Origin of the sequence: Rhodanobacter sp. Root480 (assembly GCF_001426645.1) — a bacterium.
In the GTDB taxonomy this organism is placed as follows: Bacteria; Pseudomonadota; Gammaproteobacteria; order Xanthomonadales; family Rhodanobacteraceae; genus Rhodanobacter; species Rhodanobacter ginsenosidimutans.
The window spans coordinates 235,021-255,838 of the sequence record NZ_LMEX01000004.1 but is presented as its reverse complement, the minus strand read 5'-3'; the positions used below and the strand labels follow the sequence as shown (position 1 = coordinate 255,838).

Here is a 20,818-nt window from a genome sequence, read left to right as displayed (position 1 = left end):
CAATGGAGGCCCTCATGGTAACGCAATTGCGCCGTTCCATACGATCTCGTGGCGCATTTTTAACGTGTTCCCATAATCATTTTTCCGGCGTGGTCACGGCTTAATCGCGTGGTGCAAGATAATCGTCGCGAGGGATCGTGCAAGCCACCCGCCGGGTTCAATGCTGTTGTGCACAGGCAGCTGCCTGCGCGGCACTTGCCTGGCCACCGCGGATGCGTCCGGAGTTGGCCACCACGACGTTGAGCGCCTGCTCGGGCGTGCCGCGGCGGCAGAACACGAAGGTAAGGTTGCTGCCGCGGGCGCTGCCATCGGCCTGGAAACGTACGTGGTGTCGGCCGACCGAACTCTGGATCGTGAGGCGTTCGGCGTAGTTGCCATTGACATGCAGCGGCTGGCCGTCGGGCTGGTTGTCATGATCGCGATCGGCGGCAAGCAGCCAGCCATGGTCCCAGCGCTCTTCATCGGCGCATTGCCGGCCGTCGCGGCTGGGGCAGAACACCGTGGCATGCCGCGCAATCACGGCCGCTTCGCGGGTGTGATGCAGGGCGCCGATGAAATCGGCCTGGGCCGTCCGCAGCTGGTTCCGGTCGAGCAGGTGCCGCATCGACGGCATCGCGGCACCGACCAGGGTCGCGATGATCGCGATCACCATTACCTGTTCGACGAGCGTGACGCCACGCTCCCGTTGACCGTTTATCCATCCCTGATCCGGCACGTTCACGCTCCTGCGTCGCCTGGAACCGGCATGCTAGGTGTCTGCCGGGAACGTGGCTGTCGCCCGATCGGCGCCTCCGGCGTCGGTGACTGCTGACGCCAGCTGTCAGCAGGCCCGATTTAAAATGGCCCGTCGCACCCACACATGTAGCCGATGACCGACCGCTTCCAACTCGTTGCTCCGTACCAACCCTCCGGCGACCAGCCGCAGGCGATCGCACGCCTGGCCGAAGGTTTCGAGGCCGGCCTGGCCGCGCAAACGCTGCTGGGCGTCACCGGCTCGGGCAAGACCTACACCATCGCCAACGTGATCGAGAAGGTGCAGCGGCCCACCATCGTGATGGCGCCGAACAAGACCCTGGCGGCGCAGTTGTACGGGGAATTCAAGGAGTTTTTCCCGCACAACGCGGTGGAATACTTCGTCAGCTACTACGACTACTACCAGCCGGAAGCGTACGTGGTTGCGTCGGACACGTTCATCGAGAAGGACGCCTCGATCAACGAGCACATCGAGCAGATGCGGCTGTCGGCGACCAAGGCGCTGCTGTCGCGCAGGGACTCCATCATCGTCGCCACCGTGTCGGCGATCTACGGCCTGGGCAATCCCGAGGACTACCTCAGCCTGCGGCTGATCCTGGCCAAGGGCGAGCGGATCGACCAGCGCAAGCTGATCCATCAACTGACCGAATTGCAGTACACCCGCAACGAAATGGAACTGCGCCGCGGTACGTACCGCGTGCGCGGCGAGATCATCGACGTGTTTCCGGCCGAGTCGGAAACCGAGGCGTTGCGCATCGAGCTGTTCGATGGCGAAGTGGACAACATGGCGCTGTTCGACCCGCTCACAGGCGAGACGATCCGCAAGATTCCGCGCTACACCGTCTATCCCCGCACGCACTACGCCAGCACCCGCGAGAGCGTGCTCAACGCTACCGAGACGATCAAGGCCGAGCTGAAGGAGCGGCTGGAAGTGCTGTACCGCGACAACAAGCTGGTCGAGGCGCAACGGCTGGATCAGCGTACCCGCTTCGACCTGGAGATGATGGTGGAGGTGGGTTACTGCCAGGGCATCGAGAACTACTCGCGCCATCTCACCCGCCGCTTGCCCGGCGAGCCGCCGCCGACCCTGTTCGACTACCTGCCGCCCGACGGCATGCTGGTGGTGGATGAATCGCACGTCACCGTGCCGCAGCTCGGCGCCATGTACAAAGGCGACCGCTCGCGCAAGGAAACCCTGGTGGAGTTCGGTTTCCGGCTGCCTTCGGCGATGGACAACCGGCCGCTGAAGTTCGAGGAATGGGAGCAGCGGGTGCCGCGCGCGATCTACGTCTCCGCCACCCCGCGCGACTACGAGCTGCAGAAATCCGGCGACGCGGTGACCGAGCTGGTGGTGCGCCCCACCGGCCTGGTCGACCCGGAAGTGGAAGTGCGGCCGGTGCGTACCCAGGTCGACGACCTGCTCAGCGAGGCGCACAAGCGCATCGCCATGGGTGACCGCGTGCTGGTTACCACGCTGACCAAGCGCATGGCCGAGAACCTCACCGAATACCTGTCAGAGCACGACATCAAGGTGCGCTACCTGCACTCGGACATCGAGACGGTCGAGCGCAGCGAGATCATCCGCGACCTGCGCCTGGGCGAGTTCGATGTGCTGGTCGGTATCAACCTGCTGCGCGAGGGCCTGGACATGCCCGAGGTGTCGCTGGTGGCGGTGCTGGATGCGGACAAGGAAGGCTTCCTGCGTTCCACCGGCTCGCTGATCCAGACCATCGGCCGCGCCGCCCGCAACGTGCGCGGCAAGGCCATCCTGTACGCCGACAACGTCACCCGCTCGATGCGGGCGGCGATGGATGAAACCGCCCGCCGCCGCGAAAAGCAGATCGCCTGGAACCTGGAGCAGGGCATCGTGCCCACCACCATCGTGCGGCGCATCGCCGACATCATGGAGGGGGCGCGCAGCGAGGTCGGCAACCGCCGCGGCAGCAAGACCCGGGTCCGTGCCGTGGCCGAGCAACCGGCCGACTACGCCGGCCTCAGCGCTTCGCAGGCCGCCAGCATGCTGAAAAAGCTGGAGTCGCAGATGTACAAGCACGCGCAGAATCTCGAGTTCGAGGACGCCGCGAAGCTGCGCGACCAGATTCACCAGCTGCGCGAGCAATCGCTGCGTTAGCTTTTTTGCTTCCCTCCCTGCGGGGCACAAAACGGCAGGATTATCGTTTTGTGCGGTGCGAGCCGCCTGTAGGGCGAGTTCCATGGATGGCGCGAGTACAGCTGCCCGAAGGGCTGAGGGGGGCGCTTCGCCTTGGAAGCAAGATCAAAAGCGCCCCCATCCGCCTGCGGCACCTTCCCTCGCGTAGCGGGGGAAGGAAGCGTCTGCTTCGCGTCAGCGCGCTGAAGCCGCCAGGCGCCTGGATTTTTACCTGCGTTTGGCGGCGCCTTGCCGTCGGTGCATGGGTTATTGTCGACCGCCGGCCGCTACCGTATACTGCGCGGCTCGCACGGCATGCCGTGGCGAGACGGGCGGTTAGCTCAGCGGTAGAGCACTACCTTGACATGGTAGGGGTCACAAGTTCGATCCTTGTACCGCCCACCAATACCCCGAACGGCGCGGCCCCACAGGCCGCGCCGTTTTTGTTTGTCCACGGAGCGTTGTCATGACCTATCTGTTGATCAAGTCGCTGCATCTGCTGTTCGTGATCGCCTGGATGGCCACGGTGTTCTACCTGCCGCGAATCCTGGTGAACCTGGCCGAAACCGCGAACGAACCGACAGTGCAGGCGCGGCTGCAGTTGATGGGGCGGCGTCTGTACAAGTTCGGCCACAACATGTTCGGCATGGCTTTCCTGTTCGGCGTGACCTTGTGGCAGGGCTGGCGGGTATTTCCGACGGCGCTGCCGAACGTCACCGCGGGCACGCACTGGATCGACGCCAAGCTGACCCTGGTGGCCATCCTGCTGGCGTATTTCATCTGGGCCGGGCGTGCCTTGAAGCGCAAGGCTGCCGGCGGCAACCTTCCATCGGCCCGGGCACTGCGCTGGATCAACGAACTGCCGGTCTTGCTGCTGTTGGGTGTGATTTTCCTGGTGCTCGCCAAGCCGTTCTGATGCCTTGGCCCTGATGGTGGGAGCGACTTCAGTCGCGATGCCTTCGATCTCGGCAGCACCCGAAAGGCATCGCGGCTGAAGCCGCTCCCACGAGGGTTACGCGTAATACCCGCGATACCACTCCACGAAACGCGCCACGCCCTCCTCGATCGAGGTGGCCGGCGCGTAGCCCACGTCGCGGCGCAGCGCGGAAACATCGGCCCAGGTGTCGGCCACGTCGCCAGGCTGCATCGGCAGCAGGTGTTTTTCCGCGGTGCGGCCCAGGTTCTGTTCCAGCAGTTCGATGAAGCGCATCAGCTGCACCGGCTGGTCGTTGCCGATGTTGTAGACGCGATAGGGCGCGCTCGACGTGGCGGGGTTGGGCTTTTCGGCGTCATACGCAGGGTCAGGTTCGGCCGGATGGTCGAGCGCACGGATCACGCCTTCCACGATGTCGTCGATATAGGTGAAATCGCGGCTGTGGTGGCCGTGGTTGAACACGTCGATCGGCTCGCCCCGGCTGATCCGGTCGGCAAAAAGGATTGGCGACATGTCCGGTCGGCCCCATGGGCCATACACGGTGAAGAAGCGCAGGCCGGTGGTGGGAAGGCCGTATAGATGGCTGTACGTGTGCGCCATCAGCTCGTTCGCCTTCTTGCTGGCGGCGTACAGGCTCACCGGATGATCGACGGCATCTTCCAGCGCAAACGGCATCTTGCGGTTGGCGCCGTAGACCGAGCTGGACGAGGCGTAGACCAGGTGCCCGACCTTGCCATGGCGGCACGCTTCCAGGATGTTGACGAAGCCGACCAGGTTGCTTTGCACGTAGGCGCGCGGGTTCTGCAGCGAATAGCGCACGCCCGCCTGCGCCGCCAGATTCACTACCCGCTGCGGCTGGAACGCGGCAAACGCCTGATCCACCGCAGCAGCGTCGGCCAGGTCGGCGCGCTGGTGCGTGTAGTTCGGGTGATCGATGAAGCGCGCCAGCCGCGCTTCCTTCAGCGCCGGGTCGTAATAATCGTTGTGGTTGTCGAAGCCATAAACCTCGTCACCGCGATCCAGCAACCGTTGCGCCAGGGCGGCGCCGATGAAGCCGGCGGTGCCGGTAACCAGGATGCGCATGGAGGGGTCCGATGAGTGCAGGTTCGCTCATTCTACCGGCCCCTGCCCGCGCGGAGGGACGCATCGCCACGTGATCGCTCTACAATGTTTGCCTGCGTGCGGCCATTCAGGGGAATGCCATGATCGACAAGCTGCTCCAGCGTCGTCCGATGCTTGCCTGCATGCTCGCGCTTGCCCTGGTGGGCGGCTGCACAGCGCCTTCCGGCGCCCCGGCGGATGTGTCGTCAGCGCATTCGCACGACGTGAAGCTCGCTTATGTGGATTGGTCCAGCTGCTCCGACGCCACCCACGTGGTCAAGGCCGTGCTGGAGCAGGAGGGCTTTCGCGTAAAAACCGTCCTGCTGACTGGTGCAGCGATGTATTCGGCGCTGGCGCAAGGCGACGCCGATGCCACCGTGTGCGCCTGGTTGCCCAGCACGCACGCGGCTTATTACGCGCGTGCCCAGGACCGGTTGATCAACCTGGGGCCGAACATGGCCGGTACCCGGATCGGTCTGGTGGTACCTGATTACGTGTCGATCGACACGATCGATCAGCTGGCCGCGCACGCCGATCGGTTCGGCCACCGCATCGTCGGCATCGATCCCGACGCTGGCGAGATGGGCATTGCGCGCAAGGCGATCGAGACCTACCAACTGCCGTTGAAGCTGGTCGAAGGCACCGACGCCAGCATGGCCGCCGCGCTGGGGCGCGCGATCGGCGCGCGGCAGTGGATCGTGGTGACCGGCTGGACGCCACACTGGATGTGGGCGCGCTGGAAGCTGAAATATCTGGCCGATCCCAAGGGCAGTTTCGGCGGTGCCGAAGACATCGACACGCTCGTGCGCAAGGGTCTGCAGCACGACAAGCCCAGGGCCTACGCGATACTCGATGGCTTCCGCTGGACGTCGGCACAGATGCAGCAAGTGATGGCGGCCGGTCGGCAGCCGGGCGCGGATGCCGACGAAAATGCCCGCGCATGGGTGAAGGCGCACCCGGAGCTGGTGTCCGGCTGGATCAGTGGCGGCGTTGACACCCGAACGGGTGCGAAGTAACTTTTTGGTCCCTTCGCGCCTGCCGTGGTGGCTTGCGGGTAACCGCCGGTCGAGTGTGTGACATGGACACTAGCAACGTTTCCGGTTGACCCCATCCTGCAAGGCAGTACCGAAGGGCGCGCTTTGCGCCCTTTTTCGTGGCCGTTACCCGGTCTTTTGCGGCCAGTGAGCACGCTTGCAGTCATACTTCGTTTTTCGATCCGCCACTGGGGCGGGTCATCAGGTGCCATCCATGATTGAGATCACGCTACCCGACGGCAGCAAGAAGCCGTTCGATCATCCCGTTACCGTGCAGGACGTGGCCGCCTCCATCGGCGCCGGCCTGGCCAAGGCCACGCTGGCCGGCAAGGTCGACGGCCAGCTGGTCGATGCCGGTTTTTCGATCGATCACGACGCCAGCCTGCAGATCGTGACCGACAAGAGCCCCGAGGCGCTGGAGATCCTGCGCCATTCCACCGCGCATCTGATGGGACAGGCCGTGCAGCGGCTGTTTCCGGGCGCGCAGGTGACGATCGGCCCGGTGATCGACAATGGCTTCTTCTACGATTTCGCCTACGAGCGCCCGTTCACGCCCGAGGATCTGCCGAAGATCGAGGCGGAGATGCACAAGATCGTGGCCGAGCAGTTGCCGGTAACGCGTACGGTGAAATCGCGCGACGAGGCGGTGGCGTTCTTCCGTGGACTGGGCGAGGAATACAAGGCCGAGATCATCGAGGGCATTCCCGCCAACGAGGATCTTTCGCTGTATTCGCAGGGTGAGTTCACCGACCTGTGCCGCGGCCCGCACGTGCCGAACACGGCCAAGCTGCGCTCGTTCAAGCTGATGAAGGTGGCCGGCGCGTACTGGCGCGGCGACTCCAACAACGCCATGTTGACCCGCATCTACGGCACCGCGTGGCTCAACGACAAGGACCTGAAGGCGTACCTGTTCCAGCTGGAAGAGGCCGAGAAACGCGACCATCGCAAGATCGGCAAGCAGCTCGACCTGTTCCACCAGCAGGAAGAAAGCCCCGGCATGGTGTTCTGGCACCCGAACGGCTGGGCGATCTGGCAGCAGGTCGAGCAGTACATGCGCGGCGTGTACAGGAAGAGCGGCTACCAGGAAGTGCGCTGCCCGCAGGTGCTGGACGTGTCGCTGTGGAAGAAGTCCGGCCACTGGGACAACTACCAGGAGAACATGTTCTTCACCGAGTCGGAGAAGCACACGTTCGCGCTGAAGCCGATGAACTGTCCCGGCCACGTGCAGGTGTTCAACACCACCTTGCACAGCTACCGCGAGTTGCCGATCCGCTACGGCGAATTCGGTGGCTGCCACCGCAACGAACCGTCCGGCGCGCTGCACGGCATCATGCGCGTGCGTGCGTTTACCCAGGACGACGGCCACATCTTCTGCACGCCGGAACAGATCGAGCCGGAAGTCACCGCCTTCCACGCGCAGGCCATGCAGGTTTACGCCGATTTCGGTTTCGAGCATATCGACGTGGCGCTGGCGCTGCGTCCGGAAAAGCGCATCGGCGATGACGACGTGTGGGATCGTGCCGAGGCCGCGCTGCGCAGTGCGCTGTCGGCCGCCGGAGTGAAATGGACCGAGCTGCCGGGCGAGGGCGCGTTCTACGGCCCCAAGATCGAGTACCACATGAAGGATTCGATCGGCCGCGACTGGCAGGTCGGCACCATGCAGGTGGATTTCATGATGCCCGAGCGCCTGGGCGCCGAATACGTCGACGAGCACTCGCAGAAGCGACACCCCGTGATGCTGCACCGGGCCATCGTGGGTTCGATGGAGCGCTTCATCGGCATCCTGATCGAGCATCATGCGGGCCTGCTGCCCGCGTGGCTGGCGCCGGTTCAGGCGGTGGCGTTCAGCATCACCGATGCGCAAGCCGATTACGCCGCCCAAGTGACGCAAACCCTTGTCGACAAAGGTTTCCGGGTACAATCGGATTTGCGCAACGAGAAAGTCGGCTATAAAATCCGCGAGCATACGATGCAGAAAGTGCCTTACCTCCTCGTGGTCGGTGATCGCGAGAAAGAGACGGGGACGGTTTCTGTGCGTACCCGTTCCGGCGAGGACCTGGGCAGCATGCCGCTGGCCGACTTCATCGAACGACTGGAGACCGAAACCCGGCGCTGAGCCCGAACGCTCAGATTCGGCGGTCTTTTTCATCACTTCTTCTGGAGGATCGTGGTATCGCAACCACCGACAACAAGGGCAATCGTCGTAACCTGGAAATCCGTGTGCCGCGGGTGCGTGTCATCGGTGCCGAAGCGGAGCAGCTCGGTATCCTGACCCGTGACGAAGCGCTGGCACTGGCGCAGGAAGCGGGCATGGACCTGGTCGAGATCCAGCCCAACGGCGATCCGCCGGTCTGCCGCATCATGGATTACGGCAAGTTCAAGTTCGAAGCCCAGAAGAAGGCGCAGGCCGCCAAGAAGAAGCAGAAGCAGGTCGAGATCAAGGAAGTGAAGTTCCGCCCCGTCACCGACGTGGGCGACTACCAGATCAAGCTGCGCAACATGCTGCGGTTCCTCGAGGAAGGCGACAAGGTCAAGGTCACCATCCGTTTCCGCGGCCGCGAGATGTCGCACCAGGACCTGGGCCAGAACCTGGCCCGCAAGATCCAGGAAGACATCGGCGACAACGGCCAGGTGGAGTCCTATCCGCGCCTGGAAGGCCGCCAGATGGTCATGATGATCGGGCCGAAGAAGAAATAATCCCGCGCGACGAGGCCTCCTGGTCTTGTCGGCGCGACCTGTGGGAGCGGCTTCAGCCGCGATGCTCTTGCTCTGGAGGCTCCAGGACAAGGCATCGCGACTGAAGTCGCTCCTACTGGTATCGGAGGTTCCAACTCCGTATAATCGCCGGTTCGACCCGCCTGGATGGGTCGTGCACCGATCGTGGCAGGACGGAAAGCGCAACCTGCGGTTGCCGCCAGATCAGTCAGAAACGGGGGTTTTCCCCACCCAAGGAGCAGTTTCATGCCCAAGATCAAGACCAACCGGGCGGCGGCGAAGCGTTTTCGCAAGACCGCGTCGGGCAAAATCAAGTGCGGTCACGCTTACCGGTCACACATCCTGACCAAGAAGTCGACCAAGTTGAAGCGCGGCCTGCGTGCCAAGAACCACCTGAAGGCGTGTGACGCCCCGGGTGTCGCCCGCATGTTGCCGTACTGAAGACGAGGAGATAAACCATGGCTCGTGTAAAGCGTGGCGTTACCGCCCGTCGTCGTCACAAGAAAATCATCGGTCGTGCCAAGGGCTACTACAACGCCCGTCGCAAGGTCTTCCGCGTTGCCAACCAGGCCGTCGTCAAGGCCGGTCAGTACGCGTACATCGGCCGCAAGCAGCGCAAGCGTCAATTCCGTGCGCTGTGGATCGTCCGCATCAACGCCGCCGCGCGCATGTTCGGCCTGTCCTACAGCCGCCTGATCAATGGCCTGAGCAAGGCCGGCATCACGGTGGACCGCAAGGTCCTGGCCGACATCGCCGTGCACGACATCAAGGCGTTTGAAGTGATCGCCGAGAAGGCCAAGGCCAGTCTGGCCGCTTGATCGTCGGACGCCTCTGCGTCAGCGCGATATGATGTAAAGCAAGCGGGGAGGAGGCTTTGGTCTCCTCCCCGTTTTTTTTGGTGGGGAATGGAGAATGGGGAATCGGGAATGGCAAAGCGCGGCCGTTCCGATTCCCGATTCCCGATTCCCATGACAACCCGGAACCGCATCGATGGATGATCTGGAAAGCCGCGCCAAGCAGGCGCTGGCCGATATCGGCAACGCCGCCACGCTCGACGCGCTTGACGCGTTGCGCGTAGGCCTGCTGGGCAAGAGTGGCATCGTCACTGCCGCGCTGAAGTCGCTGGGCGCGCTGGCGCCGGACGAACGCAAGGCACGCGGCGCCGAGGTCAACACGGTCAAGCAGGGTCTGGCCGACGCGCTGGCCGCGCGCAAACAGCAACTGGAGCAGGTGGAGCTTGATCGTCGCCTGGCCTCCGAGAAGCTGGACATCAGCCTGCCCGGGCGCGACGGCGAGCGTGGTGGCATCCACCCGATCACCCGCGCGCTGGAGCGCATCGCCTCGATCTTCGCGCGGCTGGGTTACCAGCGCGCCGACGGCCCCGAGATCGAGGACGACTGGCACAACTTCGAGGCGCTGAATTTCCCGCCGCATCATCCGGCGCGCGCCATGCACGACACGTTCTATTTCGGTGATGGCCGCCTGCTGCGCACGCACACCTCACCGGTGCAGATCCGCGCGATGGCCGGCCGCCAGCCGCCCATCCGCATCATCGCGCCCGGCAAGGTGTACCGCAGCGATTCGGACCAGACCCATTCGCCGATGTTCCACCAGATCGAGGGCCTGCTTGTCGATGAAACCTCGAGCATGGCCGATCTCAAGGGCACGCTGACGGAATTCCTGCGCGCGTTCTTCGAGCGCGATTTCGAGATGATGTTCAAGCCCACGTATTTCCCCTTCGTGGAGCCCGGTGCGGACGTGATCATCCGCTGGGAGCAGGAGGACGGGTCGAGCCGCTGGCTGGAGGTGCTCGGCTGCGGCATGGTGCATCCCAACGTGCTGAAGAACGTGGGCATCGATCCGGAACGCTACACCGGTTTCGCGTTCGGCATGGGCGTCGAGCGCCTCGCCATGCTGCGTTATGGGGTGAAGGACTTGCGTGCGTTCTTCGAGAACGACCTGCGTTTTCTGAAACAGTTTGCTTAAACGGGAATAGGAAGGGGAAATAGGGAATCGTAAAAGCGGCCGCGGTGCCACGGCTTTTGCTCTTCCCATCCCCATTCGCTATTCCCCATTCCCGGGTCCGAACAATGAATTTTTCCGAGAACTGGTTGCGTGAACTGGTCGAGATCGATGCCGATCGCGATACCCTGGTTCGCGCGCTGACGATGGCTGGCCTGGAGGTCGAGGACGTCACTCCCCTGGGCGAATGCCTTGAGCACGTCGTCGTGGCGCAGATCGTCGCCGCCGAAAGGCACCCGCAGGCCGATCGCCTGCAGATTTGCCAGGTGGACGCGGGCTTGGGCCAGCCGTTGCAGATCGTGTGTGGCGCGCCGAATGCCCGCACCGGCATCAAGGTTCCGTTGGCGATGGTGGGCGCGAAACTGCCCAATGGCATGGCGATACAGGCAGCGAAACTGCGTGGCGTCGAATCGAACGGCATGCTTTGCTCGGCCAAAGAGCTGGCGATCGATGCCGACGCGTCCGGCCTGCTGGAACTGCCGTCCGATGCACCGGTGGGGCAGCCGTTGGCCACCTATCTGGGCTTGCCCGATGCCAGCATCGAGCTCAGCCTCACGCCCAATCGTGCCGATTGCCTCAGCCTGCACGGCCTGGCCTACGATGTGGCGGCGCTGTTCGGCAGCGCCGTGAAGCTCCCCGCGGCGGTCACGGTTCCCGTCAGCTCCGACGTACGCCGCGGGATCCGGCTGGAGGCAGGCAAGGATGCGCCGCGTTACCTGGGGCGCGTCGTCGAGGGTATCGATCCTTCCGCACGCACGCCGCTCTGGATGGCTGAGCGCCTCAGGCGCGCCCATCTGCGGCCGATCAGTGCGGTGGTCGACATCACCAACTACGTGATGCTGGAACTGGGCCAGCCGATGCATGCGTTCGACAACGACGCGTTGCATGGCGACATCGTGGTGCGCCATTCGCGTTCGGGCGAGACGCTGAAGCTGCTTGATGGCAGCGATGCCCGTCTCGACGAGGGCTTTGTGCTCATCACCGACGAGCAGCGGGTGCTGGCCGTTGCCGGTGTCATGGGCGGCCACGAGTCGCGTGCCACCGAGACCACGCGCAACGTCTTTCTGGAGTCGGCCCATTTCGCCCCGGCCGCGATCATGGGGCGCGCACGCAAGCTGGGCTTGCACACCGAGGCCTCGCATCGTTTCGAACGCGGCGTGGATCCCGAGTTGCCGCGTCGTGCCCTGGAGCGCGCCACCGAATTGCTTCTGGCGATCGCCGGCGGCAAGGCTGGCCCGATCCTGGTTGCGGAGAATATCGCCGACCTGCCGCGGCCCGCTCCGGTGGCGCTGCGCCGCGCACGGCTGAAACGCGTGCTCGGGGTGGATGTGGACGATGGCGAGGTGACGCGCATCTTCACCGCGTTGGGCATGCAGGTCACCATCCTTCCCGATGGCTGGCAGGTCATCGCGCCGAGCAGTCGCTTCGACATCGAGCGGGAGGAGGACCTGATCGAGGAAGTGGCGCGCATCTTCGGCTACGACAACATCCCCACCCTGCGCCCCAGCGGTGCGCTTGCGCTGGCGGTCGAGCCGGAAACGCGCATCGGCGAGCTGGCCTTGCGCGAGCAGTTGGCGGCGCGCGGTTATCACGAGGCAATCAATCTATCGTTCTTGCCACTGGAACTGCTGACGCGCTGGGGTTTCACCGACGAGCTGGTTTCATTGGCCAATCCGCTGTCGGCGGATCTGGCGGTGATGCAGCCCTCGCTGTTGCCCGGCCTGATCGAAGCCCTGCGCCACAACCGCGCACGCCAGCAGGAGCGGGTGCGGTTGTTCGAGGTGGCCCGCGTTTTCGCGGCGGGCAACCCGCCGCGGGAAACGCCGAGCCTCGCCATCGTGGCCTGCGGCAACGCTCGCGCGGAGCAGTGGGGCGAACCGTCGCGCGCGCTGGATTTCCATGACCTCAAGGGTGATCTCGATGCCCTGATCGCCTGGGGTGGCGAGCCGTCGCGGTGGTCGGTCGACGCCACCAGCCTGCCGGCCTGGTTGCATCCCGGCCGCGGTGCGCGGGTCATGCGCGATGGCAAGACGGTGGGTTACCTGGGCGCCCTGCATCCGCAGCTGGCCAAGGCGCTGGATCTGGGCGCCGACGTGCATGTGATGGAGCTGGCGCTGGAGCCGTTGCTGGCGCGTCGCCTGCCGTTGGCGCGGGCTGTACCGCGGTTCCCCACGGTGCGTCGCGACATCGCCCTGGATTTGCCTGAGGAGGTGCGTTGGTCGCAGGTCGAGGAAGCGGTTCGGCAAGCCTTGGGCGAACGCCTGCAGGAACTGCGCCTGTTCGACCGCTACAGCGGAAAAGGCGTCGAGCAAGGCCGAAAAAGCCTCGCTATGGGCTTGATTTTACAGGACGCTTCACGCACGCTTACTGATGACGACGCGGACCGTTGCATACGAGAAGCGGTAGCTGCGTTGGAGCAAACATGCAAGGCAAAGTTGCGAGGATGAGATGGCGCTGACCAAGGCGGAGATGGCCGAGCGGCTTTTCCTCGACGTAGGCCTGAACAAACGTGAGGCCAAGGAATTCGTGGACGCCTATTTCGAGGTGGTCCGCGAAGCTCTGGAGAAAGGGGAGCAGGTGAAACTGTCGGGTTTCGGCAATTTCGATCTGCGGCTCAAGAACCAGCGACCGGGACGCAACCCGAAAACCGGTGAGGAGATTCCCATCTCCGCCCGCCGCGTGGTGACGTTCCGCCCGGGACAAAAGCTCAAGGTGAGAGTCGAGAGTTATGCTGGATCAGGGGAATAACACCGAGCTGCCCGCCATTCCGGCGAAGCGCTATTTCACCATCGGTGAAGTGGGCGAACTTTGCGGAGTGAAGCCGCACGTGCTGCGCTATTGGGAGCAGGAGTTTCCTGCCCTCAATCCGGTCAAGCGGCGTGGCAACCGGCGCTATTACCAGCGTCATGACGTGTTGATGATCCGGCAGATCCGCTCGCTGCTGTACGAAGAGGGTTTCACCATCACCGGCGCCCGTGCCCGGCTGGAAGGCCCGCAAGCGCGCATGGAGGCCAGCATTTCGCACCAGATCGTGCGTCAGGTACGGATGGAGCTGGAAGAAGTGCTGACGCTGCTGCGTCGTTGAAATTACGGCTACCGGGAACACCCCTGTAGCTGTTAGAATTCCGGTTCTGTCGGGGCGTAGCGCAGCCTGGTAGCGCACTACGCTGGGGGTGTAGTGGTCGCGAGTTCGAATCTCGCCGCCCCGACCAATCATTGAAAACGACAACGGCACCCGCGGGTGCCGTTGTCGTTTCTGCATGTCTGATGTCTTGGGCGTCTGTGCGAGCGGCTTTTGTGGGAGCGGCTTCAGCCGCGATGCTCTTTCTTCGGTCTACAGAACAAGAGCATCGCGACTGAAGTCGCCCCTACACACAAGGTTGCCTGCAGCGCGCCTCAGTACAGGATGCGGGTGCGCAGCGTGCCCGGGATGGCGGCCAGTTTCGCCTTCAGCTCGTTCGCCTTCGCCTCATCGGCGGAGACGTCGATCACCACGTAACCCACCTGGGCGTCGGTCTGCAGGAACTGCGCGTTGATGTTGACGTTCTCGCCCGAGAACACATCGTTGATGCGCGACAGGATGCCCGGCACGTTGCGGTGGATGTGCAGCAGGCGGCGGCTTTGCGGATGTTCCGGCAGGCTCACTTCGGGGAAGTTCACGGCCGACAGCGTGGAGCCGTTGTCGCTGTAGCGGATCAGCTTGCTGGATACCTCGACGCCGATGTTGTCCTGCGCCTCCAGTGTGCTGCCGCCGATGTGCGGGGTGAGGATGACGTTGTCCAAGCCGACCAATGGCGACACGAACGCCTCGCCGTTGCCCTTGGGCTCGACCGGGAACACGTCGACGGCGGCACCGGACAGATGGCCGCTCTTCAGCGCCTCGGCCAGCGCCTCGATGTCGACCACGCTGCCGCGCGACGCATTGATCAGCATGGAGCCCTTGCGCATTTTTTCCAGCTGCTCGCGGCCGAACATCATCTTGGTGGCGGGCGTTTCCGGCACGTGCAGCGTGACTACGTCGGAGCGCTCCAGCAGCTCGTCCAGGCTCGCCACGGCATGGGCATTGCCCATCGCCAGCTTCGCTTCGATGTCGTAGAACAGCACGCGCATGCCGAGGCCTTCGGCCAGCACGCCAGTCTGCGTGCCGATGTGGCCGTAGCCGATGATGCCCAGCACCTTGTCGCGCGCCTCGTAGCTGCCCACCGCCGATTTGTCCCAGCCGCCGACGTGGCATTGGGCGTTCTTGTGCGGGATGCCGCGCAGCAACATGATCGCTTCGGCCACCACCAGTTCAGCCACGCTGCGGGTGTTGGAATAAGGCGCGTTGAAAACCGGGATGCCCAGCTTGCTTGCCTCGACCAGATCCACCTGGTTGGTGCCGATGCAGAAGCAGCCCACCGCCATCAACCGCTTGGCGTGCGAAAGCACGTCGGCGGTCAGCTGGGTGCGCGAGCGCAGGCCGATGATGTGCGCATCGGCGATGCGCTCTTTCAGCTCGGCTTCGGGCAGGGATTTCGCATGCAGCTCGATCTGGCTGTAGCCTGCACGGCGGAAATTTTCGACCGCGGTGGCGCTGAGACCTTCCAGCAACAGCACCTTGATATCTTCTTTCGGGAACGAGGTTTGCATGAGAGCCCTTAGGGTAAATGGACGTCTATACTATGCCACGAATTTGTCCTTTTGTCGCAGCGCAGCACTGGACAGCCCCAACCCGGGCTGCCACGCTTCCGCTGACCACCTGGAATTCTGATGACTGATCTTCGCCTCGCCGGGCTCGCCGCCCGCCTGCCCGGACTGCGCCTGCTGTCGACCCCGGCGGAACTTGAATACTACGGACGTGACTGGACCCGCCGCTGGACGCCGGCGCCGCTGGCCATCGCGTTGCCCGCCAACATCGACGAAGTACAGGCGATCGTGCGCTGGGCCAATGAGGAGCGCGTGGCAATCGTGCCGTCGGGTGGACGCACGGGGCTTTCCGGCGGCGCCGTGGCTGCCAACGGCGAGCTGGTGCTGAGCCTGGAGCGCATGAACCAGGTGCTGGATTTCAATGCCGTGGACCGCACGCTCACCGTGCAGCCGGGCGTGATCCTGCAGAAGGTGCACGAGGCCGCGCAGGAGCACGATCTGATCTACCCGGTGGATTTCGCCGCGCGTGGCTCGTGTTCCATCGGCGGCAACATTTCCACCAATGCCGGCGGCATCCGGGTGATCCGCTATGGCAACACACGCGAATGGATCGCCGGCCTGAAGGTCGTCGCCGGCAACGGCGAGTTGCTCGACCTCAACCGTGGCCTGATCAAGAACTCCAGCGGCTACGATTTCCGCCAGCTGCTGATCGGTTCCGAAGGCACGCTGGGCATTGTGGTGGAAGCCACTTTGAAACTTGCCGAGCCGCCGCCGCCGTCGCAGGTGATGCTGCTGGCATTGCCGGACATGGATGCCTTGATGCAGGTGTTTGCGCTGTTCCGCCAGCGCCTGAATCTGCAGGCATTCGAATTCTTCACCGATATCGCGTTGAAGCACGTGCTGGCCCACGGCGCGCAGCGGGCGATCGATGGTGACTACCCGTATTACGTGGTCACCGAGTTCGATGCGGCTGACGAGCTGGCGCAGGAGACGGCGCTGGCGGCGTTCGAGCACGCGATGGAGCAGGGGTGGGTCAGCGACGGCGCGATCGCGCAAAGCGAGAGCCAGGCGACCGCCTTGTGGCGCCTGCGCGAGGGCATCACCGAGAGCCTGGCCGCGCACAAGCCGTACAAGAACGATGTATCGGTGCGCATCAGCGCCGTGCCGGCTTTCCTGCACGAAATGCAGGACTTGCTGGGCCGCGAGTATCCGGACATCGAGGTGGTGTGGTTTGGCCACATCGGCGACGGCAACCTGCACATCAACGTGTTGCGTCCTGAGGATCTGGCCGAGGACGCATTCATCGCGCAGTGCGAGCACGTCACCAAGCTGCTGGCCGAAACGCTGCACCGCCACGGCGGCAGCATCTCGGCCGAGCACGGCATCGGCCTGGTCAAGCGCGCCTACCTGGAAAGCACCCGCAGTGCGGCGGAAATCGCCCTGATGCGCGGGGTGCGGCAGGTGTTCGACCCCAACGGCATCCTCAATCCCGGCAAGGTAATGACCGCCGGCTGAGCGCCATTGCCTGCGGCGCGCTGATTCTCGGGATGGTAGCCTGCGAGGCTTCATCGCCTCAGGAGTTGCCATGTCCCCGGAACGCCGTTCGCTGTACCCCGAGATCGAGCCGTTCGATCGCGGGATGCTCAAGGTGTCCGAACTGCATACGCTGTACTACGAGCAGTGCGGCAACCCGCATGGGAAGCCGGTGGTGTTTCTGCACGGCGGCCCGGGCGGTGGCACCAATCCCAAATGCCGGCGTTTCTTCGACCCGGCGGTCTACCGCATCGTGTTGTTCGACCAGCGCGGTTGCGGCAAGTCCACCCCGCACGCGGAACTGAGCGGCAATACCACCTGGGATCTGGTGGCCGATATCGAGCGCGTGCGCGAACACCTGGGTATTGACCGCTGGCAGGTGTTCGGCGGCTCGTGGGGTTCCACGCTGGCGCTGGCCTACGCGCAAACGCATCCGGAGAAAGTCACCGAGCTGGTCTTGCGCGGCATCTTCATGCTGCGCCGGCAGGAGCTTGAATGGTTTTACCAGCACGGCTGCAACGCGCTGTATCCGGATGCGTGGGAAACCTATCTCGGCGCCATTCCCGAAGTGGAGCGCGGCGACCTGATGAGCGCCTACCATCGCCGCCTCACCAGCGCCGACGCCGACACGCGTGTCGCCGCGGCGCGCGCCTGGTCGGTATGGGAGGGCGCCACCAGTTTCCTGTGGCAGGACGCCACCCACATCCAGTCCAGCGCCGAGGACGAATTCGCGCTGGCGTTCGCGCGGATCGAATGCCATTACTTCGTGAACGGTGGTTTCTTCGAACACGACGACCAGTTGCTGCGCAATGTGGACCGTATCCGCCACATCCCCGCCGTGATCGTGCAGGGCCGCTACGACGTGGTTTGTCCGCTGCGCAGCGCGTGGGACTTGCATCGCGCGTGGCCGGAGGCGGATCTGCGCATCGTGCAGGACGCGGGTCATTCTGCGTTCGAGCCCGGCAATCTGCATGAGTTGATCGAGGCGACCGACCGGTTTGGCCGCTGAGGGCTTTGCCGCCCTTTGTGGGAGCGGCTTCAGCCGCGATGCTCTTGTTTTTCGGGAGGCAAAAGCATCGCGGCTGAAGCCGCTCCTACAGGAACGAGGCGACTCCGGGTTAATCGTTCGGTGACAGCTGTTTGGTGCCAAAGATCTTGTCGCCCGCGTCGCCGAGGCCGGGCAGGATGTAGCCGTGCTCGTTGAGCCGCTGGTCGATCGAGGCGGTGTAGATCTCAATGTCGGGATGCGCCGCCTCGACGCGCACGAGGCCCTCGGGCGCGGCGACCAGGAACAGACCCTTGATGCGCGTGCAGCCGGCGGCTTTCAGCATGTCCACGGCGGCGATCAGGGTGCCGGCGGTGGCCAGCATCGGGTCGACGATCAGCGCGATGCGCTGGTCCATGCGGCCGCTGAGTTTTTCGTAGTAGGCGACCGGTTGCAGCGTGTCTTCATCGCGTTGCACGCCGACCACGCTGACCTTGGCCGAGGGGATCATGTCGAGCACGCCGGGCAGCATGCCCAGGCCTGCGCGCAGGATCGGCACGATGGTGATCTTCTTGCCCTTGATGCGGTGCACCTGCAGCGGCCCGGCCCAGCCTTCGATGGTTTCCTCGGCGGTTTCCAGGTCCTTGGTGGCTTCGTAAGTGAGCAGCGCGGCCACTTCGGTGGCCAACTCACGGAAATCCTTGGTACTGACGCCTGCGCGGCGCATCAGGCCCAGCTTGTGCTGGATCAACGGATGCCGGACTTCAACGATCTTCATGTGCGGGCGCCGTTTTGCGTGGCATTCGAGCTTAACCAAGCGGCCCCGCGCATGCACCTGCGCGGGGCCGTGGTTCGTTCATTCAATGCGTGGCCGGCGCGGCCTTTTTCTTGAGGCAGGAGCTCATGAACGCCTTGCGCTCATCGCCTTTCTTGCCGGTCGCGCGCTTGTTGCAATCGGCCATGCGCTGCTGTTGCGCGGTGCGGTGCTTGACCGGTGGCGCCTCGGTTTTCGGCGCCGCGGCGAGGGTGCTGCCGGCGAACGCCAGCGCCGCGCTGGCGGCCAGTACACGCAATGAGATCGACATCCTTGAATCCTCCTTGTGACCGGCGGTCGCCGGCCACTGCGAGTCTGATTCGAAGGAGGGGTGATGGCCGTGGGAAAAGCCTGATGGCGGCGCCGTATTCCGCAGCGTCGCCTTGTCGCCCGTCGCCGCGTTGCGACTCAGGCGGCCTTGTCCCCGGCGATGCGCGGCCCTTCCAGCAAGGCCTTGCGCACGCTGGCCACCACCAGATCCACCTCGGCGCTGGTGACCTTGAAGTGCGGCGTGAAGCGCAGGGAATTGACGCCGCCGTGGATCACGCCGACGCCGTGCTCGCGCAGGTATTCCTCGATCGAGCCGGCGCCGTAGCACTTGTATTGCGGCGCCAGCTCGCAGGAAAACAGCAGGCCGGTGCCTTGCACCTTGGTGATCAGGCCGCCCAGCTCGTCCTTCAGCGCGTTGAGCTTGTCCACGAATTCGCGACCGCGGGCGCGGATGTTTTCGCGCACCTCATCGGTCAGCTGGTCGAGCGTGGCCAGCGCCACGTCGAGCGCGCGCGGGTTGGCGGTCATGGTGTTGCCGTAGGTGCCCTTGCGGTAGAGCGCCGCGGTGCGCTCGGTCACCGCCAACACCGACAACGGGTATTGGCCGGCGTTGAGCGCCTTGGAGAACGTCTCCATGTCCGGTGGCGGCAGCTCCTCGAAGCCGGGGTAGGCGGTGATCGACAGCACGCCATGGGCGCGCAGGCCGGCCTGGATGGAGTCGATCAGCAACAGGCTGCCGTGCGCCTCGGTCAATGCACGCGCGGCCTTGTAGAACGCGGGGGTGACCGCGCGGCCGGGGTCGCCTTCACCCATCACCGGTTCCAGGAACATCGCCTCGATGAACCAGCCATGCTGGTCCGCTTCGGCGAATACTTGTTCCAATTGCTCCACGTCGTAAGGCGCCACGGTGAGCACGCTGTCCTCGTGGCGATAGCTGGCGAGGTTCTGCTGGTAGGCCTTGCGGCTGGAATCGGAATACAGCGCCGGCCGGTCGGTGCGGCCGTGGAACGCGCCTTTCACCGCCACCCGCTTGATCGTGCGCCCGGCATGACGCGCGCCGGCGTCGGTCATCAGCTTGGCGTTGACGTCCGCGATGCGGCAGGCCAGCGTCACCGATTCGGAGCCGGAATTGAGGCACAGGTAGCGCGCGTACGGATTGCCGCCGCGGCGACGGCCCAGCTCGTCATCCATGGCCTGCGTGAAGCGCCATTGCGACACGCTGGGCGACATCACGTTGGCCATCACCTGCGGCCGCGCCAGCGCCGCCAGGATCGCGGGGTGGTTGTGGCCGAAACCCAGCATGCCGTAGCCGCCGTTGTCGTGCAGCACGGCGCCTTTCAGGGTCACCACCCACGGGCCGCGTGCGGCGGCCGGTAGATACGGGTTGATGGCGTCGTCCGGGTAGAAGTTGACGAAGCGGGCCTGCGCCCGGGTCAGTTGATCGCCCTCGTCCAGCTTCAGGAAATCGGCCATGTCGGTGCGCAGCTCGCGATGGCGCGCCACCGCTTCGGCGACCGCTTCGGCCAGCGCGGGATCGTTGGCCGCCATGCGCTCGATGCTGGCGTCACCCAGGCCGGTGGTCCGCGGCTTGCCGCCGAATTCGCGCAGCTCGCGCAACTGATCGATCACGCCCATCTGAACTACTCCGTCGATCCGCTGGCCGACGGTTGCCCGGAGTGGCCAGTGGGTGAATACGTATCGGGAAGGGATACGCGGTAACCGGCATTTCCGAGCTTGTTTTTCTGCGTCAGCAGCCAGGTTTCGCGGGGAAAAACCGACATCGTTCCCGGCAGGATAACGTGCGCCGCAGGCGCCCGGTACCCCCGCATGACGTCTGTCACGGGTGATGGCTGACGCCGTCAACTGCCCGGAAATTCTTGTG

At 64.4% G+C, this 20,818-nt stretch carries 19 protein-coding genes and 2 tRNA genes; 15 read left to right on the top strand and 6 right to left on the bottom strand.

All coding sequences use genetic code 11. The features are described 5' to 3' along the window. Positions 1–157: 157 nt before the first annotated feature. Complete coding sequence (locus tag ASD22_RS15725; RefSeq protein ID WP_235577668.1) at positions 158–715, bottom strand: GspH/FimT family pseudopilin; 558 nt, start codon at positions 713–715, stop codon at positions 158–160. Positions 716–868: 153 nt separating this feature from the next. Here ASD22_RS15725 and uvrB point away from each other — a divergent pair, with 153 nt between their 5' ends. The 3 genes from uvrB (at position 869) to ASD22_RS15710 (ending at position 3,818) form a co-directional block, all read left to right on the top strand. Continuing rightward, positions 869–2,884, top strand: a complete 2,016-nt coding sequence (gene uvrB / locus ASD22_RS15720; protein ID WP_056085491.1) for an excinuclease ABC subunit UvrB — start codon at positions 869–871, stop codon at positions 2,882–2,884. 348 nt (positions 2,885–3,232) lie between these two features. Next, positions 3,233–3,307 (top strand) — tRNA-Val (locus tag ASD22_RS15715). Between the two features lie 61 nt (positions 3,308–3,368). Next, positions 3,369–3,818: a CopD family protein gene (locus ASD22_RS15710; protein WP_056085490.1), complete on the top strand. Its 450-nt coding sequence runs from the start codon at positions 3,369–3,371 to the stop codon at positions 3,816–3,818. A gap of 96 nt (positions 3,819–3,914) precedes the next feature. Here ASD22_RS15710 and ASD22_RS15705 read toward each other — a convergent pair whose 3' ends face one another. Then, positions 3,915–4,919, bottom strand: coding sequence for an NAD-dependent epimerase (locus tag ASD22_RS15705; protein ID WP_056085489.1), 1,005 nt, complete (start codon positions 4,917–4,919; stop codon positions 3,915–3,917). 119 nt (positions 4,920–5,038) lie between these two features. On the opposite strand from ASD22_RS15705, the gene ASD22_RS15700 reads away from it, so the two are divergent. The 10 genes from ASD22_RS15700 to ASD22_RS15655 all read left to right on the top strand — a co-directional run bounded on the left by ASD22_RS15700 (position 5,039) and on the right by ASD22_RS15655 (position 13,920). Continuing rightward, entirely contained in the window at positions 5,039–5,953 is a 915-nt protein-coding gene (locus tag ASD22_RS15700) for a glycine betaine ABC transporter substrate-binding protein (protein WP_056085488.1), read from the top strand. 232 nt (positions 5,954–6,185) lie between these two features. Beyond that, positions 6,186–8,087, top strand: a complete 1,902-nt coding sequence (thrS, locus tag ASD22_RS15695; RefSeq protein WP_056085487.1) for a threonine--tRNA ligase — start codon at positions 6,186–6,188, stop codon at positions 8,085–8,087. A gap of 41 nt (positions 8,088–8,128) precedes the next feature. After that, positions 8,129–8,668: a translation initiation factor IF-3 gene (infC, locus tag ASD22_RS15690; RefSeq protein ID WP_082520303.1), complete on the top strand. Its 540-nt coding sequence runs from the start codon at positions 8,129–8,131 to the stop codon at positions 8,666–8,668. Positions 8,669–8,932: 264 nt separating this feature from the next. Further along, positions 8,933–9,127, top strand: a complete 195-nt coding sequence (gene rpmI, locus ASD22_RS15685) for a 50S ribosomal protein L35 (RefSeq protein ID WP_007080321.1) — start codon at positions 8,933–8,935, stop codon at positions 9,125–9,127. Positions 9,128–9,144: 17 nt separating this feature from the next. Next, positions 9,145–9,504 (top strand): 50S ribosomal protein L20, encoded by a 360-nt coding sequence (gene rplT, locus ASD22_RS15680; protein ID WP_056085486.1) that lies wholly within the window; start codon positions 9,145–9,147, stop codon positions 9,502–9,504. 172 nt (positions 9,505–9,676) lie between these two features. Next, positions 9,677–10,672 (top strand): phenylalanine--tRNA ligase subunit alpha, encoded by a 996-nt coding sequence (gene pheS, locus ASD22_RS15675; protein ID WP_056085485.1) that lies wholly within the window; start codon positions 9,677–9,679, stop codon positions 10,670–10,672. A gap of 104 nt (positions 10,673–10,776) precedes the next feature. Then, positions 10,777–13,155 carry a phenylalanine--tRNA ligase subunit beta gene (pheT, locus tag ASD22_RS15670; protein WP_056085484.1) on the top strand — a complete coding sequence of 793 codons (2,379 nt, stop codon included), beginning with the start codon at positions 10,777–10,779 and terminating at the stop codon, positions 13,153–13,155. 1 nt (position 13,156) lies between these two features. After that, positions 13,157–13,456, top strand: a complete 300-nt coding sequence (ihfA, locus tag ASD22_RS15665) for an integration host factor subunit alpha (RefSeq protein ID WP_007080317.1) — start codon at positions 13,157–13,159, stop codon at positions 13,454–13,456. Continuing rightward, complete coding sequence (locus ASD22_RS15660; RefSeq protein WP_007080316.1) at positions 13,437–13,793, top strand: MerR family transcriptional regulator; 357 nt, start codon at positions 13,437–13,439, stop codon at positions 13,791–13,793. Before ihfA ends, ASD22_RS15660 begins: the two co-directional genes overlap by 20 nt. A gap of 50 nt (positions 13,794–13,843) precedes the next feature. Further along, a tRNA-Pro gene (locus ASD22_RS15655) sits at positions 13,844–13,920 on the top strand. Between the two features lie 184 nt (positions 13,921–14,104). Here ASD22_RS15655 and serA read toward each other — a convergent pair. Then, positions 14,105–15,337, bottom strand: coding sequence for a phosphoglycerate dehydrogenase (gene serA, locus ASD22_RS15650; protein WP_056085483.1), 1,233 nt, complete (start codon positions 15,335–15,337; stop codon positions 14,105–14,107). Positions 15,338–15,457: 120 nt separating this feature from the next. On the opposite strand from serA, the gene ASD22_RS15645 reads away from it, so the two are divergent. Further along, the gene (locus ASD22_RS15645) at positions 15,458–16,849 is read left to right on the top strand and encodes an FAD-binding oxidoreductase (protein WP_056085482.1); all 1,392 of its coding nucleotides are present in this window, start codon (positions 15,458–15,460) and stop codon (positions 16,847–16,849) included. 70 nt (positions 16,850–16,919) lie between these two features. After that, positions 16,920–17,876, top strand: coding sequence for a prolyl aminopeptidase (pip, locus tag ASD22_RS15640; protein ID WP_056085481.1), 957 nt, complete (start codon positions 16,920–16,922; stop codon positions 17,874–17,876). 109 nt (positions 17,877–17,985) lie between these two features. Here the strand turns inward: pip and upp are convergent, their stop codons facing one another. The 3 genes from upp to ASD22_RS15625 all read right to left on the bottom strand — a co-directional run bounded on the left by upp (position 17,986) and on the right by ASD22_RS15625 (position 20,571). After that, positions 17,986–18,630 (bottom strand): uracil phosphoribosyltransferase, encoded by a 645-nt coding sequence (upp, locus tag ASD22_RS15635; protein WP_056085480.1) that lies wholly within the window; start codon positions 18,628–18,630, stop codon positions 17,986–17,988. Between the two features lie 82 nt (positions 18,631–18,712). Beyond that, positions 18,713–18,937: a PsiF family protein gene (locus tag ASD22_RS15630; protein WP_082520302.1), complete on the bottom strand. Its 225-nt coding sequence runs from the start codon at positions 18,935–18,937 to the stop codon at positions 18,713–18,715. 137 nt (positions 18,938–19,074) lie between these two features. Next, the gene (locus tag ASD22_RS15625; RefSeq protein WP_056085479.1) at positions 19,075–20,571 is read right to left on the bottom strand and encodes an aminotransferase class III-fold pyridoxal phosphate-dependent enzyme; all 1,497 of its coding nucleotides are present in this window, start codon (positions 20,569–20,571) and stop codon (positions 19,075–19,077) included. Positions 20,572–20,818 lie beyond the last annotated feature (247 nt).

What these genes read in the sequence shown, in the direction of transcription:
- uvrB (WP_056085491.1), top strand. Translation starts at nt 869, where the DNA reads ATGACCGACCGCTTCCAACTCGTTGCTCCGTACCAACCCTCCGGCGAC.
- ASD22_RS15710 (WP_056085490.1), top strand. Translation starts at nt 3,369, where the DNA reads ATGACCTATCTGTTGATCAAGTCGCTGCATCTGCTGTTCGTGATCGCC.
- ASD22_RS15705 (WP_056085489.1), bottom strand. Translation starts at nt 4,919, where the DNA reads ATGCGCATCCTGGTTACCGGCACCGCCGGCTTCATCGGCGCCGCCCTG.
- ASD22_RS15700 (WP_056085488.1), top strand. Translation starts at nt 5,039, where the DNA reads ATGATCGACAAGCTGCTCCAGCGTCGTCCGATGCTTGCCTGCATGCTC.
- thrS (WP_056085487.1), top strand. Translation starts at nt 6,186, where the DNA reads ATGATTGAGATCACGCTACCCGACGGCAGCAAGAAGCCGTTCGATCAT.
- rpmI (WP_007080321.1), top strand. Translation starts at nt 8,933, where the DNA reads ATGCCCAAGATCAAGACCAACCGGGCGGCGGCGAAGCGTTTTCGCAAG.
- rplT (WP_056085486.1), top strand. Translation starts at nt 9,145, where the DNA reads ATGGCTCGTGTAAAGCGTGGCGTTACCGCCCGTCGTCGTCACAAGAAA.
- pheS (WP_056085485.1), top strand. Translation starts at nt 9,677, where the DNA reads ATGGATGATCTGGAAAGCCGCGCCAAGCAGGCGCTGGCCGATATCGGC.
- pheT (WP_056085484.1), top strand. Translation starts at nt 10,777, where the DNA reads ATGAATTTTTCCGAGAACTGGTTGCGTGAACTGGTCGAGATCGATGCC.
- ihfA (WP_007080317.1), top strand. Translation starts at nt 13,157, where the DNA reads ATGGCGCTGACCAAGGCGGAGATGGCCGAGCGGCTTTTCCTCGACGTA.
- ASD22_RS15660 (WP_007080316.1), top strand. Translation starts at nt 13,437, where the DNA reads ATGCTGGATCAGGGGAATAACACCGAGCTGCCCGCCATTCCGGCGAAG.
- serA (WP_056085483.1), bottom strand. Translation starts at nt 15,337, where the DNA reads ATGCAAACCTCGTTCCCGAAAGAAGATATCAAGGTGCTGTTGCTGGAA.
- ASD22_RS15645 (WP_056085482.1), top strand. Translation starts at nt 15,458, where the DNA reads ATGACTGATCTTCGCCTCGCCGGGCTCGCCGCCCGCCTGCCCGGACTG.
- pip (WP_056085481.1), top strand. Translation starts at nt 16,920, where the DNA reads ATGTCCCCGGAACGCCGTTCGCTGTACCCCGAGATCGAGCCGTTCGAT.
- upp (WP_056085480.1), bottom strand. Translation starts at nt 18,630, where the DNA reads ATGAAGATCGTTGAAGTCCGGCATCCGTTGATCCAGCACAAGCTGGGC.
- ASD22_RS15630 (WP_082520302.1), bottom strand. Translation starts at nt 18,937, where the DNA reads ATGTCGATCTCATTGCGTGTACTGGCCGCCAGCGCGGCGCTGGCGTTC.
- ASD22_RS15625 (WP_056085479.1), bottom strand. Translation starts at nt 20,571, where the DNA reads ATGGGCGTGATCGATCAGTTGCGCGAGCTGCGCGAATTCGGCGGCAAG.